Annotated in this window: 12 protein-coding genes and 1 tRNA gene; 7 read left to right on the top strand and 6 right to left on the bottom strand. The window is 73.6% G+C overall.

Features of this window, described 5'->3' with window-relative positions; genetic code table 11:
- Window positions 1–8: 8 nt before the first annotated feature.
- The 5 genes from NITAL_RS14655 to NITAL_RS14635 are packed head-to-tail and all read left to right on the top strand — an operon-like array spanning window position 9 to window position 5,361.
- Window positions 9–902, top strand: coding sequence for an SMP-30/gluconolactonase/LRE family protein (locus NITAL_RS14655; RefSeq protein WP_052666996.1), 894 nt, complete (start codon window positions 9–11; stop codon window positions 900–902).
- A complete protein-coding gene (locus tag NITAL_RS14650; RefSeq protein ID WP_052666995.1) occupies window positions 899–1,675 on the top strand; it encodes an SDR family NAD(P)-dependent oxidoreductase in 777 nt (258 codons plus the stop codon). Before NITAL_RS14655 ends, NITAL_RS14650 begins: the two co-directional genes overlap by 4 nt.
- Before the next feature lies 1 nt (window position 1,676).
- Complete coding sequence (locus tag NITAL_RS14645; RefSeq protein WP_052666994.1) at window positions 1,677–2,957, top strand: alanine racemase; 1,281 nt, start codon at window positions 1,677–1,679, stop codon at window positions 2,955–2,957.
- A gap of 17 nt (window positions 2,958–2,974) precedes the next feature.
- Complete coding sequence (locus tag NITAL_RS14640) at window positions 2,975–4,504, top strand: M81 family metallopeptidase (protein WP_052666993.1); 1,530 nt, start codon at window positions 2,975–2,977, stop codon at window positions 4,502–4,504.
- Window positions 4,501–5,361 (top strand): fumarylacetoacetate hydrolase family protein, encoded by an 861-nt coding sequence (locus NITAL_RS14635; RefSeq protein WP_052666992.1) that lies wholly within the window; start codon window positions 4,501–4,503, stop codon window positions 5,359–5,361. Before NITAL_RS14640 ends, NITAL_RS14635 begins: the two co-directional genes overlap by 4 nt.
- 76 nt (window positions 5,362–5,437) lie before the next feature.
- On the opposite strand, the gene NITAL_RS14630 is transcribed toward NITAL_RS14635, so the two are convergent.
- Window positions 5,438–5,514 (bottom strand) — tRNA-Gly (locus NITAL_RS14630).
- A gap of 76 nt (window positions 5,515–5,590) precedes the next feature.
- Window positions 5,591–6,046, bottom strand: coding sequence for a dUTP diphosphatase (gene dut / locus NITAL_RS28965; RefSeq protein WP_052669701.1), 456 nt, complete (start codon window positions 6,044–6,046; stop codon window positions 5,591–5,593).
- 235 nt (window positions 6,047–6,281) lie between these two features.
- On the opposite strand from dut, the gene NITAL_RS14620 reads away from it, so the two are divergent.
- The gene (locus NITAL_RS14620) at window positions 6,282–7,316 is read left to right on the top strand and encodes a hypothetical protein (protein ID WP_052666991.1); all 1,035 of its coding nucleotides are present in this window, start codon (window positions 6,282–6,284) and stop codon (window positions 7,314–7,316) included.
- Window positions 7,317–7,326: 10 nt separating this feature from the next.
- Here NITAL_RS14620 and NITAL_RS14615 read toward each other — a convergent pair whose 3' ends face one another.
- The 4 genes from NITAL_RS14615 to NITAL_RS14600 all read right to left on the bottom strand — a co-directional run bounded on the left by NITAL_RS14615 (window position 7,327) and on the right by NITAL_RS14600 (window position 11,962).
- Window positions 7,327–8,871, bottom strand: a complete 1,545-nt coding sequence (locus NITAL_RS14615) for a WS/DGAT/MGAT family O-acyltransferase (RefSeq protein WP_052666990.1) — start codon at window positions 8,869–8,871, stop codon at window positions 7,327–7,329.
- Window positions 8,872–8,933: 62 nt separating this feature from the next.
- Window positions 8,934–10,088, bottom strand: a complete 1,155-nt coding sequence (locus tag NITAL_RS28085) for an adenylate/guanylate cyclase domain-containing protein (RefSeq protein ID WP_169786847.1) — start codon at window positions 10,086–10,088, stop codon at window positions 8,934–8,936.
- 23 nt (window positions 10,089–10,111) lie between these two features.
- On the bottom strand, window positions 10,112–10,537 hold the full coding sequence (locus NITAL_RS14605; protein ID WP_083441597.1) for a response regulator: 426 nt from the start codon (window positions 10,535–10,537) through the stop codon (window positions 10,112–10,114).
- A 63-nt stretch (window positions 10,538–10,600) separates the two neighbouring features.
- Entirely contained in the window at window positions 10,601–11,962 is a 1,362-nt protein-coding gene (locus NITAL_RS14600; protein WP_052666987.1) for a cryptochrome/photolyase family protein, read from the bottom strand.
- A gap of 108 nt (window positions 11,963–12,070) precedes the next feature.
- Here NITAL_RS14600 and NITAL_RS14595 point away from each other — a divergent pair, with 108 nt between their 5' ends.
- Entirely contained in the window at window positions 12,071–16,927 is a 4,857-nt protein-coding gene (locus NITAL_RS14595) for an Lhr family ATP-dependent helicase (protein WP_052669700.1), read from the top strand.
- Window positions 16,928–16,936 lie beyond the last annotated feature (9 nt).

Here is a 16,936-nt window from a genome sequence, read left to right as displayed (position 1 = left end):
CGCCGATCGTGGCAGCCCAGGTGACCGCGGGGGCCGACGGGCCGCGCACGCACCTCGGCGAGAGCCCACGGTGGGACGGCGACTCGTGGTGGTGGGTCGACGCCGCGACCGGTGACGTGTGGGCGCGAGAACCGGGGAGCCCAGCCGTCCTCGCTCACCGCAGCGGTCGACGGACCTCCCTCGTGCACCCGGGGGTGCCCGGACGCGTCGTCATCGCGCGCGAGCAGACCCTCCTCGTGCTCGGGCGCGGCGGCGACCAGGGGTGGCAGATCGCCGGAAGCTGGTGCGACCTCGGCTCCTGCGGAGCGTGGCGGGTGAACGACGGCACCGCCGACGCGGTAGGTCGGCTCTGGATCGGTTCGATCGCACCGGGGCGAGCCCGGTACGGCGGGGCGCTGCTCCGCGTCGACCACGACGGCACCGTGACACGGGCGGCCGGTGGCTTCACGCTCAGCAACGGCTTGGCCTGGGACGCTGCGGGCACGACGCTGTTTCACGTCGACACCCTCGAGCGGACCGTGTGGGCCCATCAGGTCGACGTGGCGTCCGGTGAGGTCGTCGCCACGGAGGCGTTCGTGACGCTCGACCGCGACGACGGCCTCCCTGACGGCATCGCGACGGACGTCGACGCTGGTGTCTGGGTCGCCGTCTACGGACGCGGTGAGGCCCGACGCTACGACGCGCGCGGCGACGTCACGCAGGTCATCACCGTGGAGCCACCCCAGTGCACGAGCATCGCCCTGGGTGGGCCGGACGGTCGCGACGTGCTGATCACCACCGCACGCGAGGGCTACGACCGCGCACGCTCCCTCGCCGAACCAACCGCCGGGCGCCTGTACCGGGCCCGCGCGACCGTGCCTGGGGTGCCGACGCGCACGGTCTCGCCCGGGGTGTGCGCGTGAGCCGGCCGCGGCTCGCCGACCAGGTGGCGATCGTCACGGGGGCCTCCCGGGGGATCGGCGCCGCCGTGGCGCGCGCCTACGCGGCCGAGGGTGCGTCCGTGGCGGTGGCGTGCGAACCCCGACCCGAACCCGTCGCTCAGGCGACCAGGATCGTCGCCGAGCTCACCGGAGGAGGAGCCCGAGCGATCGCGGTCGCATCGGACCTCGCGGACCCGGCGGCGATCGACCGCTCGGTGGTCGAGATCCGCGATCAGTTGGGTCCGATCGACATCGTCGTGAACAACGCCGCCGCGTCTCCCCGGTCGGACTGGCGAGCGACGACCGTGGAGGAGTGGGATCACGTCCAGCACGTCAACACGAGGGGTGCCTGGCTCCTCGCCCGGGCTGCCTACCCGGATCTGTGTCACAGCGAGAACGCGTCGGTCATCAACGTCACCAGCGTGATGGTCGAGACCGGTGGGAGCCCGGGGGCCCTGTCCTACATCACGAGCAAGGCGGCGCTCGTTGGCCTGACCAGAGCGCTCGCCCGCGAGCTCGGCCCTGACGGCGTACGGGTCAACGCCGTCATGCCCGGCGCCATCCGGACGGAGTACGAGGTCGCACACGCCCCCGATGCGACGGAGATCCTCGAGCGAGTCACATCGCGCCAGGCGCTCGACCGTCGGGGTTACGCCGAGGACGTCGCCGGCACGTTCGTCTTCCTCGCCAGTCCCGAGAGCTCGTTCATCACCGGACAGGTCATCAACGTCGACGGCGGATGGGTGCACTACTGACATGGCGGACACGGGCGACTGGACCATCGACTGGACCGACAAGAGCTTCCCGCCCTCGGCCGCGGGCATCGCCGCCTCGCGTATCGGCGAACAGGGCTGGCGCATCGGCGAGCACTTCATGACCCCGATCGCCGCCCTCACGCGGAGCGCACTGGAGCACAACGCGAGGCGGATGCGGGAGTACTGCACGCAGCACGACGTGCAGATCGCGCCGCACGGGAAGACGACGATGTCACCGGAGCTGGTGAGCCTCCAGCTCGAGCACGGTGCGTGGGGGGTCACGGTGGCCACGGCGTGGCAGGCCCAGGTGATGATCGAGTTCGGCGTACGACGCATCCTGATCGCCAACGAGTGCATCGATCCGGTCGGCCTGCGGATGCTCGCCGATCAGCTCGAGGAGCGCGTGGAGCTCGAGGTCCACGCGTTCGTCGATTCGGTCGGTGCCGTCGAGGCCATGGTCGAGGGCCTGCGTGGACGCCTGACCCGGCCACTGCCCGTGGTGGTCGAGGTCGGGGCCACCGGACACCGGGCGGGCGCGCGCGACCCGTCCACCGCGGTGGACGTGGGACGTGCCGTCGCACGGTCGCGAGACCTGCAGCTGGCGGGGGTCGGGTGCTTCGAGGGGGTCTTCGGCGCCGAGCGGACGCCGAGCGTCCTGCGATCCGTGCAGGATCTGCTGTCGACCACCAGACACGTGGCCGAGGAACTGCTGCGGGCCGACGCCTTCCGGTCGGACGGTCCGGTCCTGCTCACCGCTGGTGGCAGCGCGTTCTTCGATCAGGTGGTCGAGGTGCTCGCCGGTGATCGAACCTCCTACGAGCGTGACGTGGAGGTGGTCATCCGACCCGGGTGCTACATCACCCACGATCACGTGGTGTACCGACGCTCCTCCCCTCTCCGCGGTCACGGCGCACAGGAGTTCCGGCCTGCGCTGCACGTGTGGGCGCGCGTCATCGCGACCCCGGAACCCGGGTTGGCCATCATCGATGCGGGGAAGCGCGACGTCTCCGCCGACGGGCAGATGCCGGTCGTCGAGGCTCGCTACCGCGACGGCGAGTACGTGCCGGCCGGGGTCCTCGGCCAGCACGATCCGGTCGTCGACCGACTCAACGACCAGCACGGCTACGTCTCCTTCCGGGCGACGGGCGATGAGCCGCTGCGGGTCGGCGATCTGGTCGTCCTCGGCATCTCGCACCCGTGCACCACGTTCGACAAGTGGCGAACGATCCCTGTCACCGACGACGACCTCCACGTCGTGTCCGCTGCGCGGACGTACTTCTGATGGGGCACGGACCGGATGTGACGACGACCCGTCGGCGCCCACGCATCGCGGTGGCGGCCTGCTTCCACGAGACCAACACGTTCGCTCGGTCGACCACCGACGTCGCCGCCTTCGGCCGCCGTGGGTGGCTCCACGGGGCGGCGCTCCTCGACGCCTACGGCGCCACCCAGACCGTCGTGGGCGGCATGATCGACGGCGCCACCGAGCACGATCTCGATCTGGTCCCCACCTTCGGCGCCTACGCCACGCCGGCCGGGCTCGTCACCGCCGACACCTTCGAACGGATCGTCGCCGAGCTGTGCTCGACCTTGCACGCGCAGGGCGGGTTCGATGGGGTCCTGCTCGAACTGCACGGCGCGATGGTCGTCGAGGGTGATGCGGACCCGGAGACGCGGCTGCTGCGGTCGGTCCGCGAGGCGGTCGGCGACCGACCGATCGCCGTCGTGACCGACCTGCACGCCAACCTCACGGCCAGATCCACCGACCTCGTGGACGTACTCGTCGGCTACCGCACCAACCCCCACGTGGACACCTACGAGTCCGGTTACCGGGCGGCCGCCCACCTCGCCCGGATCGTCACCGGCGGCCTGTCGACGATCGTGCGGCACCACGCGCTGCCCGTGCTGGCCGCCCCCATCGCGCAACGGACCGCGGAGCTCCCGCTGCTGCGGCTCCTGGCGACGGCACGGGCGCTCGAACGACGTCACCGCCTGGTCGAGGTCACCGTCTCCGCAGGCTACGCCTACGCCGACGTCCCGAACGCCGGCATGTCCTTCACCGTGACCGCGGCCGCGACCGCCGAGCGGTCCGCGGAGCAGGCCCTCGCGGTCCTCGCGGAGCAGGCCTGGCATCACCGCGGCGAGTTCACCGTGGAGCTGCCCGGCGCCGCCGAAGCCCTCCGCCGGGCTGCCGTGGTGGCCGAGCAGGACGGTGGCCCGGTCGCCGTCGCCGATACCGGCGACAACATCAACGGTGGCAGCCCAGGTGACACGACCTGGCTCCTGCACGAGGCGCTGACGCAGCCATCCATGCGCGTCGCCGCCACCCTCACGGACCCCACCGCCGTCACCGCGGCGGGAACCGTCGGGATCGGCGGGCGGTTCGAGGCCGAGCTCGGCGGCAAGGCCGACGGGCTCAGTGGCCCGCCCATCACCGGCGAGGCGACGGTGCGGTGGGTCGGCGAGTGCACGTTCGTCAACACCGGGCCGATGGCCCGTGGTGCCCGCGTCGACATGGGACGGACCGCCGTGGTCTCGCTCCACAACCTCGACCTGCTGCTGCAGACCCAGCCCGTCCAGCCGAACGACCCGGAGATGTTCCGCAGCGTCGGCATGGAGCCCGCGTCGTACGCGCTCGTGCTGCTGAAGGGTGCCGCCGCGTTGCGCGCCGGCTGGGCCCCTCACACGACCGGTTTCGTCGACGCCGGCACACGCGGCATCACCGATGCCGATCTGCGACGGCTGCCCTACCGACACCTCGCCGACGTGTGGCCGCTCACCGATCGGCCTGCCTCACCGACCGCCCCCTCCGTGGAAGGATCCCGATGAAGCTGCTCCGTGTAGGCCCCCGTGAGAACGAGCGTCCGGCGGTACTGGCGCCCGACGGGCGGGCGTACGACGCCAGCACGATCGCACCGGACGACTACGGCCCGGCGTTCTTCGCAACCGGAGGTCCGGGCCGGCTCCAGGACGCTCTGGACGCCGGAGAGCTGCCTGAGCTCGACCTCGCTGGACGCCGGCTGGGTGCGCCGATCCCCCGACCGGGCAAGATCGTCTGCATCGGGCTCAACTTCGCCGATCACGCGGCGGAGGCCGGGGCCGCGACGCCCGACGAACCCGTCGTCTTCTTCAAGGCTCCCAACACCGTGGTCGGGCCCAACGACGAGGTCCTGCTCCCCATCGGTGGCGAGAAGGCCGACTGGGAGATCGAGCTGGGCGTCATCATCGGCGCCACCGCCCGGTACCTGCCCGACGACGAGGCCGCCGCAGCGGCGATCGCCGGCTACTGCACCTCCAACGACCTCTCCGAGCGGAGCTTCCAGCTCGAGCGTGGCGGCCAGTGGGTCAAGGGCAAATCCTGCGAGACCTTCAACCCGCTGGGTCCGTGGCTGGTCACACCGGACGAGGTGGACGATCCCGGCAAGCTCGACATGTGGCTGGACGTAAACGGCCACCGCAAACAGGACAGCAACACCGCACACATGGTGTTCTCCGTGCCGTACCTGATCCGCTACCTCAGCCAGTTCATGGTGCTCGAGCCCGGAGACCTCATCAACACCGGCACACCCGCAGGTGTCGGGCTCGCATCCGACCCGCCCGAGTACCTCACCGAAGGCGACGTGATGGAGCTCGGGATCGCCGGGCTCGGCACCCAGCGTCAGATCTGTGGTCGCGCCGCGCCGTGAGGCAGCGATACACGGAGCTCGGTCGTTACGCCCGCACGGCCACGGAACGACGGAACCCCGCCGAGGCGGGGTTCCGTGGAGCGGATGACGAGATTCGAACTCGCGACCTCCACCTTGGCAAGGTGGCGCTCTAGCCAACTGAGCTACATCCGCGTGCTGCTGCGGCGGGGGACGGTACTCGTCCGTCAGAGCGCCAGCAAACTCGTCCGGAGGGCGTGCGGCGAGCGCGTCAGCGTCCCGACGATCCGAAACCGCCAGCGCCCCGCGTCGAGTCGTCGAGGTCCGGGGCGGCGACGACCGTCGCGCGTCCCACCCGCTGCAGGAGCAGCTGGGCGACCCGGTCACCGCGGTGCAGCGTCACCGCCTCGTCGCCGAGGTTGATCAGCAGCACCTGCACCTCGCCGCGGTACCCGGCATCGATGGTGCCGGGTGCGTTTGCGACGGTCACCCCGTGCCGCCGGGCGAGGCCCGACCGGGGATGCACGAGGCCGACCCACCCCGCCGGGATCGCGACCCTGAGGCCCGTCGGGACCGCGGCGCGGGCACCGGGCGCGAGGTCGACCTCCTCGGCGGCGATCAGGTCGAGCCCGGCGTCCCCCTCGTGGGCGTAGCTCGGCAGCGGCAGCTCCGGGTCGAGCTGGACCACGCGCAGCTCGAGCCGCTCCCCACCGTCACCTGCGATCACGCCGTCACCTCCGTCGCTCGGCACCCGTCGGACGGCCGGGGCCGTCCGACCCCGGGCCGGACGGCCACCGCGTCCGGAACCGGGTGTGGACGGGCGGACCGTACCCTCGCCGAGGCTGCGGACCGCACCCTGATCCCTCCGCCCGATCCGTCCCGGCCGGTCCCCCGACCGGCTCGCGTGCGCCCGGCCCTCCTCGGCGACCACACGCCGCCTCACCCCCCGTCGAAGGTCACCCGTGTCCACCTCCACGCGCCTGCACGCTCCCGAGCGGGCCCCGGACAGCCCCGTCGCCGCCGGGCCCCCCGAATCACCCGAGCCACGCCCCGACGGCACCGGCGGGCGCCGACGCCCGAACCGCGCCATCGTGGCGGCTCTCGTGGCACTGCTCGTCCTCACCGGCGCCGCTGCCGTCCAGCAGCTGCGCAGCGCGAGCGCCGACGCGGCCGCCGCCGAGGAGCGGACCGCCCGCGCGGAGCTCGCTCGCGACGTCCAGACGGTGCGCGAATCCATCGCCGACCCCGCCCGCGAGGGCCAGACGGCGGCGACCGGCCTGCTCCGTCACCAGCTGGTCCTCATCGCCGGCGAGGCACCCGACCCGTCGGTCGGCGATCGGTTGGTCGACCAGCTCACCGCCGCTGCCGACCGCCTCGACGACGCGGCCGACACGCCGGCGCCGGAGCGCTCCGACCTCCTGTCGGCCGCGATCGTCGGGCCCGTCTTCGACCAGCTCGACGGCCTCGACGCGCAAGCTGCCGACGTCGCCGACACGTTCCGCGCTGCCGCCGAGCACGCGCGTGGCTGGCTCGCCGCCGTCCGAGACCTCGACGAGGCCGCGGTCCGGTACGCCGACTCCACCGACGAGCTCCAGGGCGGCAGCGATCCTGACGCCCTGGCCGCGGCGTGGCGCGCCGAACGGGACCGGATCGCGGCGTACGCCGGTGCGGTCGACGAGGCCGGCGAGCACGAGGCGAGCGCACCGCTCGCCGACGCCCACCGGCTGCTCGTCGACGGGCTGGGCGACCTCGCGGACGAGGCCGTCGCCCGCCTCGAGGCCGGGGACGTCGATGGCTACAACCAGCTGCTCGCCGACCGACTCGGCGGCGACGACCGCTTCGGCTTCGCCGAGGCCCTCGACGCCGCACGTGACCAGGTCGCCGACGCGTCCCTCGCGGGCCCTCTGGAGGACGCTCGTGCGCGCGGCCTCGGGCTGCTGACCAGCCTCGAGGAGCTGCGACGCGCCACCCCGGCACAGCTCGCCGCCGTCGCCTGACCGCGGCGCGTCAGCCGTCGGCGGCACCCTCACCGGCGGGGCCGTCGTCGGCCGCACGTGCGGCCCGCCGGCTCTCGCGCACGAGCTCACCGCGGACGTCCACCGCGTCGGCTGAACGGCCGAGCTCGGCGACGGCATCGACCAGGAAGCCGGTCACGCGCTCGAGGTCCGGCAGGGCGGCGTAGTCCGCGATGAGGCCGAAGTTCAGCCACCCGTCGATCGACGTGAGGCCGACCGCGTAGCTCTGCGTGTCCGACAGGGGCGTGAAGGGGAAGAAGCCGAGCAGCCGCGCCCCGAGGCAGTAGATGGGCTCCTGCGGTCCCGGCACGTTGGTCACCAGGAAGTTGAACAACCGGCTGCGTGACGCGGCGCGCGACGCCATCGCGTGGATCGTTGGGGGTGCGAACTGGCCGAGCCCGATGAGGAACCCGGCCCCGACGGCGTGGTGGGACGACTTGACCTCGGCCATCGCGTCGTGGGAGACCCGCAGCCGCTCGACCGGATCCATCTCGAACATGGGCAGGTCGACGAACACCGACACCACCCGGTTGCCGAGGGCGTGCGCCCCGCTCGCGTCACGGGTCGAGACCGGCACCATGACCCGCAGCCACAGCTTGTCGGTCCGGGCACCGCGTGACCGCAGGTACCGGCCCGTCGCATCCGCCACCGTGGCCAGCACGACGTCGTTGACGGTCGTCCCGAACGCGTCCTTGATCGCCTTCACGTCGGCCAGCGCGATGCGTTGGATCGCGAGCCGGCGGTGCGGACCGGGCGGCTGGTTGAGCAGCGACCGCGGCGCCCGGTGCCCGAGGTTGGCCCGGGCGACCGACACCACACCCCGCCCGACCTTCGTCGCCCGGGCGGCGGACCTCGCCGGTGCCTGCAACAGGCGCCGCGTGGCCTGGTAGGCCTCGCGGGGCGAGGAAGCGAGGTCGCGGACGGTCTCCACGGCGACGTCGGTCGGGCTCGGCGTCGGCTGTGGCGCCCAGGGGGCCGGGTCGGGCAGGTCGTCCGAGGCATCGGGGGTCGCGTCCAGCATGACCGTCGCGATGTCCATGCCCGCGAGTCCGTCGATCATCGCGTGGTGGGACTTGCTGAGGATGGCGAACCGGCCGTCCTCGAGCCCCTCGATGACGTAGGTCTCCCACAGCGGTCGGTCACGATCGAGGGGACGCGACAGGATCCGGGCGCTGTACTCGGTCAGCTGAGCGGTGGTGCCCGGCTTCGGCAGGGCCGCGTGGCGGACGTGGTAGCTCAGGTCGAAGTCGGGGTCGTCGACCCAGACTGGGGTCCCGAGGCCGAGCGGCGGGTGGAGCAGCTTCTGGCGGTAGCGCGGCACGAGGTGCAGCCGCGATCGCACCAGCGCGAGGAACCGGGCGAACCGCGAGCCCGCGGCGTCGTCGGGCAACCGTGGTGGTGCGTCGAAGACCAGCAGCCCGCCGACGTGCATGTGGATCGACGGCCGTTCCATCTCCAGGAACGCGGCGTCGATCGACGACAGCCGTTCGCCATGGCCGCTCGAGGCGCTCGGCTGGTCTGCTGTCGTGTCCTCCACGGTCCCGCCTCCCAAGCCGTCCCCCGAGCCTAGCGACGCCGCGAGGGTCGACCGGCAGCCGCTCAGCCGGGGAGATCGGCCGCGGACACCGCGACGGGCCGCCGCGTCCCGATGCCACGGATCCGGACCGGACGCAGGCGCCGCGTTCGGTGGCCGCCACCCTCGAGCACGTCGGTCAGGTCCTCGTCGGCCAGCAGGCGCCACGGCCGGGCCAGGTCGGTCAGGCGGGCTGCGAGGTTGACGGGCGAACCGAACACGTCGCCCTCTCGGACCAGGGTGGGCCCGCAGGCCAGCCCACCTCGGAGCGGCACGTCCTCGAGGGCCGGGACCGCGGTGGTCAGCTCGATCATGGCCTCGGCCAGGGTCAGCGGGTCGGCGGCGACCAGCATCGCCGCGTCGCCGAGGAACTTGACCACCGACACCTCGGTGCGTGGCGCGGTGACCTCGATGATGCGGTCCTCGAACGCGTCGAGGACCTCGTCGAGGCCCTGGGGATCGATGCGCGACGACAGCGACGTCCAGCCCACGACGTCCACGAACCCGACGGCGAGGGTGATCTCGGGCACGTCGGCCCGGGTGAGGGTGGCGGACAGCTCAGAGCTGAGCTGGTGCTCGAGGTGCAGGCCGTAGGTGATCTGCAGCACCTCGCGGGCGATCGCGTCGAGTTCCTTGGCGGTCTCGGCCAGCGTCACGGCCACGGTCAGCTCGTCGGCCCCGGCCTGCCGCATCGGCAGCAGCAGTTCGTCGCGGACGATGCCGAGATCGGAGCGCGCGACCATCGCGAGGGCGGTCCCCCGGGCCCGGGCGCTGGACGCGACGGCCTCGGCCGGCAGGACCTCGAGCAGCCGTGCGAGGAGGCGCGCCCACTGCAGATCGGCGCGGCCGAAGCGATCGGGGACGGGCAGGCCGGTCGCGACCCGGATGCGGCGCAGCAGCTCCACCGGGACGCCGGATCGGTCTGACACCTCCTCGATGGTGTAGCGCGGCCGACCGCCCACGACCCGTTGGGCGAGCACCAGCGCGACCCGGCCCTCGTCGACGGCCGCGCGGGCGTCGTCCTCGTCGAGCCCGAGATCCACCAGCGCGCGCACCGTCGCGGCGTCCTCGTCGCTCAGTGGCGCCCGGCCATCCTCGTCGACCGGTGTGGGCCGCCCGAGCACGTCACGGACGAAACGTGGCAGCTCGCCGGTCAGCTCGGCCAGGTCGGGCTTCGTCACGCGGCGCACGCCGCGGTCGCCGCTCACGTGCCGGCGGACGGGGGGCCGGTGGCCGCGCAGCGACGGATCGCGTCCGCCAGCACCGTCGTGTCCCGCGTCTTGAGCACGAGCTCGGCGCCCAACGCACCGACCCGCTCGCGCGCCGACCCGGTCGCGACCCCGCTGTAGGCGACCGCGGCGGTGCCCGGCGCTCGCGTGCGCAGCTGCTCGAGCGCCGCGTACCCGTCGACGACCGGCATCAGCAGGTCGACGACCACCACGTCCGGACGGGTGCGCTCCACCGCGGCGATGGCCTCGGCACCGTCGATCGCCGTCGCCACGACCTCGATGCCGGGCAGGAGGTTGAGGCGGGCACGCAGGATGAGCAGGAAGTCGGCGTCGTCGTCGGCGAGCACGACCCGCAGCTCCCGGGTCGGCGCCACGCGTTCGCCCGTCGCCTGCACCGCCACCCTCTCGTCCGGGCGCGGAGCGTACCGCCGACGGCCGTGCGGACCCCGGCCCGCGGACCGGCGTCAGCGACCGCGTGCAGCCAGGAATCGCTCCCGGGCCTCGGCGTGGTCCACGGTGGGCGGCGGGTAGTCCACCTCGCCGAACAGCTGGTCCGCCGCTTCCCAAGGCGCGTGCACGATCACGTCGTCGACGTTCGCCAACTCGGGGACGTAACGACGCACGTACGCCCCGGAGGGGTCGTACCGCCGGCCCTGGGTCACGGGGTTGAACATCCGGTTCGGGCGCGAGTCGGTCCCCGTACCGGCGACCCACTGCCACTGCGCGAAGTTGTTGGCGAGGTCGCCGTCGACGAGGTGATCCATGAAGTGCCACGCCCCGACCCGCCAGTCGACGCGCAAGTGCTTGGTCAGGAAGGAGGCGGTCAGCATGCGGGCCCGGTTGTGCATCCAGCCCTCCTGGCGCAGCTGGCGCATCCCGGCATCGACCACGGGGTAGCCGGTCCGACCCTCCCGCCACGCGACGAGCGTGTCGTCGTCCTGCCGCCAGTCGTCGCCCTGGCTCCGCAGATCCTGACGGGGCAGATCGGGGTTGGCGGCCAGCAACTGGTGGTTGAACTCCCGCCAGCACAGCTGCCGGAGGAATGCGTCGTGCCCCGGTCGTCGACGGTCGATGCGGCTGACGACCTCGGCCACCGACAGGCAGCCGAAGTGCAGGTGATGTGACAGCTTCGAGGTCGCGTCGGAGGCGAGGTCGTGGTGCGCGCGGTCGTACTCGCCGATGGCACCGTCGAACCACCAGTCGAGCCGGTCGCGGGCCGCGGTCTCACCCGTGCGCAGCCGGTCCGGCGCCTCGTCGCCGTCGACCAGTTCGCGACGGGCCGGGATCGTGCCGCTGTGGACCGAGGACGGCGTCGGCACCCGCTCCGGTGCCGGCAGCGGGTCGCGGTGGGGGTGGTCGATCCAGCGGCGCCAGTACGGGGCGAAGACGCGGAAGTGGTCACCGGCGGTCGGCGAGACCTCGCCGGGCTCGACGAGCACCACGCCCGGGTGGGCCGTGACCTCGACGCTCAGGTCCTCGCCGAGCTGCTCCAGCGCGGCCTGGCGGCGGTGGGCGTAGCCCGACACGTCCGCGCTGAGGTGCACCTCGCTGGCATCGGTCTCCGTGACGAGGCTGCGGACCTCCTCGATCGGGTCGCCCCACCGGATCACCAGATCGCCTCCCCGCGCGCGGAGGGAGGTGCGCAGGTCCTCGAGCGCCTCGAGCAGCGCTGCGACCCGGTTGGGCGCGGCGTACCGGCCGCCGAGCACCTCGTCGTCGAGGACGAACAACGGCACGACCCGGGCGGCGTTCCTGCAGGCGGCCACGAGGGCAGGGTGGTCGTGCACGCGCAGATCGCGGGTGAACAGGACGAGGGCGGTACGCACCAGCGCTCCGGGTCGCGGTCGGACGACGAGCGTTCGGGACCGGCGAGGGTGCCGGATCGCCGACCGCCGGACGGCCGGCTGTCACGGGCGCCCGGTAGCGTCCAGCGGATGGTCGATGATGCCGCCGCCGAGGCACCGCACCCGGTGCTCGAGCGCTTCAGCCCACCGGTCCGGGAGTGGTTCCGGACCACCTTCGCCACGCCGACGGACGCCCAGGTGCAGGGCTGGCCGGCCATCGCGGACGGCCGCCACACCCTCCTGCTGGCACCGACGGGTTCCGGCAAGACCCTGACCGCGTTCCTGGCGGCCATCGACCGGCTGATCTCCGAACCGGTCCCGGCGAAGCTGGAGCGGCTGCGGGTGGTGTACCTGTCGCCGCTGCGCGCGCTCGCGGTCGACGTCGACCGCAACCTGAGGGCGCCGCTCGAGGGCATCCGGCTGGCCGCCGAACGTGCGGGGGCCCCCGTCCACCGGCCGGAGGTCGGCGTCCGCACCGGCGACACCCCGGCACGGGACCGCGAGCGGATGAAGCGCACCCCACCCGACGTGCTGATCACCACGCCCGAGTCGCTGTACCTGCTGCTGACCTCCCAGGCGCGCGAGACGCTCCGCCACGTCGAGACGGTCATCGTCGACGAGATCCACGCCGTCGCGGCCACCAAGCGTGGCAGCCACCTCGCGCTCACCCTCGAACGCCTCGAGGAGGAGGTGACCCGCGGCGGGCTCGAGGAGGGGCAGGCGCCGCGACCGGCGCCGCAGCGGGTGGCGCTGTCGGCCACCCAGCGCCCGCTGGACGAGCTCGCCAGGTTCCTCGGCGGCTACACCGTCGACGCCGAGGGCACCCCGAAGCCCCGCCCGGTGACGATCGTGGACGCGGGCAGCCGCAAGACCCTGGACCTCGAGGTGGTGGTCCCCGTCGAGGACCTGGCCGAGCTCGGCACCGAGGTACCCCGCACCGGGGACGGGGGGATGCTCGAGGCCACGCTGTCCGGCCCGGCTGCCGCCGGCCCGGCTCGTCGCAGCATCTGGCCGGCGATGCACCCCCGGTTGCTGGACCTGGTGCTCGAGCACCGCTCCACGTTGATCTTCGTCAACGCCCGGCGGCTCGCCGAACGCCTGGCCGCCAAGCTGAACGAACTGCACGCCGAACGCCTGTTGGAGGCGGACCTGCGGGACCAGGGGCTCGGGGGCGCGGACCTCGAGGCCGCCCTCGCGGAGGCCGCTGCCGGCAGCGGCATGGGCGCGCCCACGCAGCCCGACGGTCCCGAGCTGGTCATGGCCCACCACGGCTCGCTGTCGCGCGAGCGGCGGCTCCTGATCGAGGACCAGCTCAAGTCCGGCCAGCTCCGCGGCCTCGTCGCGACGTCGTCGCTCGAGCTCGGCATCGACATGGGCGCCGTCGACCTCGTGGTCCAGGTGTCCTCGCCCGGCGCGGTGTCGCGGGGGCTGCAGCGCATCGGCCGCGCCGGCCACCAGGTCGGCGCACCGTCCCGGGGCGTGCTGTTCCCCAAGTACCGCGGCGACCTGGTCGAGACCGCCGTGGTCGTCCGCCGCATGCGCGACGGACTGATCGAGTCGACCCGCTTCCCCCGCAACCCCCTGGACGTCCTCGCCCAGCACGTGGTCGCGGCGGTCGCGGTCGACGAGTGGGAGGTCGATGCGCTCCTGGCCCTGGTGCGCCGTGCAGCCCCCTTCGCCGAGCTGTCCGAGGAGGTCTTCCACGCCGTCCTCGACCTGCTCGACGGCCGCTACCCCTCCGAGGAGTTCAGCGAGCTGCGTGCCCGCATCGTCTGGGACCGGGTGGCGGGCACGATCCGCGGCCGGGCCGGCGCGCAGCGCCTCGCGGTCACCAACCCGGGCACGATCCCCGACCGGGGGCTGTTCGGGGTGTTCCTGCCCGACGGCGCCCGGGTCGGCGAACTCGACGAGGAGATGGTCCACGAGTCGCGGCCAGGTGAGACGTTCGTGCTCGGTGCGTCCACGTGGCGCATCGAGGACATCACCTACGACCGTGTGGTGGTCACCCCGGCGCCCGGGCAGCCGGGCAAGCTGCCGTTCTGGCACGGCGACGGCCCGGGGCGTCCCTACGAGCTCGGTGCCGCGATCGGCACGTTCCTGCGCGAGGTCCGTCGGGCGGCCGAGGACGACCGCCCGACCGAGGTGGCGCGCCTGCGCGACCGGCACGACCTCGACGACTGGGCGGCCGACAACCTCGTCGCCTACCTCGAGGAGCAGCTCGAGGCGACCGGTGTGCTGCCCGACGACCGCACGGTGGTGGTCGAACGGTTCCGCGACGAGCTCGGCGACTGGCGCATCTGCATCCTGTCGCCGTTCGGGGCCCAGGTCCACGCGCCCTGGGCCATGGCCCTCGAACGCCGGCTGACCGACGCGGGCCTCGACCCCGAGGTGATGTGGGCCGACGACGGCATCGTCCTGCGGGTGCAGGAGGCGTGGGACGTCTACGAGCCACCGGTCGCCGGGACCGACGGCGACGTCGTGGCGGCCGGCGCACCCGCCATCGTCGACCAGCTCCTGCTCGATCCCGACGAGGTCGAGCAGCTCGTGGTGGACCAGCTCGCCGGCACGGCCCTATTCACCACCACCTTCCGCGAGGCCGCCGGCCGGGCGCTGCTGCTGCCCAAGCGTCGACCGGGCAAGCGCACGGCGCTGTGGCAGCAGCGGCAACGCGCCGCCGACCTGCTCGGGGTCGCCTCGCGCTACCCGACGTTCCCGATGCTCCTCGAGGCCACCCGCGAGATCCTCCAGGACGTCTTCGACCTGCCGGCGCTCGAGGACCTGCTCGGCGACCTGCGCTCCCGGCGCGTGCGCGTGGTCACCGTGGACACCCCGTCCGCGTCCCCCTTCGCCCAGTCGCTGCTGTTCGGCTGGGTCGGCCAGTACATGTACGAGTACGACGCGCCGCTCGCCGAGCGGCGCGCCGCCGCACTGGCCCTCGACGCCGACCTGCTGCGCGAGCTGCTCGGCGGCGACGAGCTGCGCGACCTGCTCGACGGCGACGTACTCGACGCGATGGAACGCGAGCTCCAGCGGTTGGCCCCACCACCCGAGGGGGCCGACCCCCGCGGTGGCGGCGAGACCGCGGACGAGGCGGCGGCACGCCACGCCGCCAGCGACCGCCGGGCGCGCGACGTCGACGAGCTGCACGACGTGCTGCGGGCCGTCGGCGACCTCACCGCCGAGGAGCTCACCGCCCGCACCACGGCCCCACCGACCGAGTGGGTCACACAGCTGCTGGCCGAACGGCGTGCGATCGAGGTCCGCGTCGGTGGCGAGGTCCGCATCGCCGCCGCCGAGGACGCCGCCCGGCTGCGCGACGCCATCGGGGTCGCCCTCCCCCCGGGCCTGCCCCAGGCCTTCACCGAGCCCGTCGACGATCCGCTCGCCGACCTCGTCGGCCGTTACGCGCGGACCCACGGGCCGTTCACCGTCCACGCGTGCGCCGGGCGGCTCCACGTGCCCGTCGAGCGGGTCGAGGCCACGCTGCGCCACCTCGAACGCCAGGGCCGGGTGCTGCCCGGCGAGTTCCGACCGGGCGGGGCCGGCCGCGAGTGGATCGACACCGAGGTGCTCCGGCGGGCCAAGCGCCGGTCGCTGGCGGCCCTCCGCCGCGAGGTCGAACCGGTCGAGCCGGCGGCGCTCGGACGCTTCCTGCCGGCCTGGCACGGGGTGCGCGGCGCGGCGGGCGTCGGTCAGCGCCGCGGCCTCGACGCCCTCACCGACGTGGTCGCCCAGCTCCAGGGGGCGCCGATCCCCGCATCGGTCCTGGAGACCGACGTGCTCCCGGCCAGGATCGACGGCTACCGGCCCGGCGACCTCGACGAACTCATCGCGGCGGGCGAGGTGGTCTGGCTCGGCGTCGAACCACTCGGACGGCGCGACGGGCGCGTCGTGCTGTGCTTCCGCGACCAGGTCCCGCTCCTCGCACCGCTGCTCGGCGACGCCGGGGACCAGGGTGAGGGTGCGCAGCCCGACGAGGCGGCCGACCGCTCCGTGCACAGGGTCCTGCTCGGTCACCTCGCCGCCCGCGGGGCGTCGTTCTGGCCGGACCTGCAGGCAGCCACCGACGGCAGCGACCCGCAGGCGGCGCTCGACGCCCTGTGGGACCTGGTGTGGGAGGGGCAGGTCACCAACGACACCTACCAACCGGTCCGGGACCTGGTCGGCAACGCGCGACCCCGGGCTGCCGCGTCCCGGGGCGGCCGCCCGCGTGCGGGTCGACTCGGTCGCGGCGGGACCCCTGCCGCCCGCGGACGGTGGTCGCTGACCCGTGAGTTGTACCCCGCGTCCGACGCGGAGCCCGCCGGGACACGTCGCGCCCACGCGCTCGCCGAACAGTTGCTGACGCGGCACGGCGTCCTGACCCGAGAGGCCATGCGGACCGAGGCGGTGCGCGGCGGCTACTCGGCCGTCTACCCGGTGCTGAAGGCGCTCGAGGAGGCGGGACGGATCCGGCGCGGCTACGTCGTCGCTGGCCTCGGAGGGGCCCAGTTCGCCGCTCCAGGGGCGATCGACCGGCTCCGGGCCTTCAGGGCACCGGTGGGCGAGATCGGCGCGGACGCACCGACCGAGACCGTCGTCCTCGCCGCGACCGATCCCGCCCAGCCCTACGGCGCGGCCCTGGCGTGGCCGGCCTCCGGCGGCCGCCCCGCGAGGACGGCGGGCGCCCTGGTCGTCCTGCTCGAGGGCGAACCCGCCGTCGTCCTCGAGCGCAGCGGCCGGAGCCTGACCACCTTCGAGCGTGCGGCGGACGTCGACCGGTGGGCCCCGGCGCTGCGCGGACTGGTGGACCGTCGGCGCCTGCGCAAGCTCGAGATCGTCAAGGTCGACGGGCTGCCCGTGCACGACACCGGGTGGGCTGCGCGGCTCGCCCTGGAGGGCTTCACGGCCGGCTACCGGGGCCTGACCTACCGGGGCCCGACCCCCGCCGGCTCCGCGCACACCTGAGCGCACACC

The organism is Nitriliruptor alkaliphilus DSM 45188 (assembly GCF_000969705.1).
Classification (GTDB): domain Bacteria; phylum Actinomycetota; class Nitriliruptoria; order Nitriliruptorales; family Nitriliruptoraceae; genus Nitriliruptor; species Nitriliruptor alkaliphilus.
The sequence above is the reverse complement of the archived record's forward strand: the minus strand, read 5'-3'. Positions and strand labels throughout refer to the sequence as shown.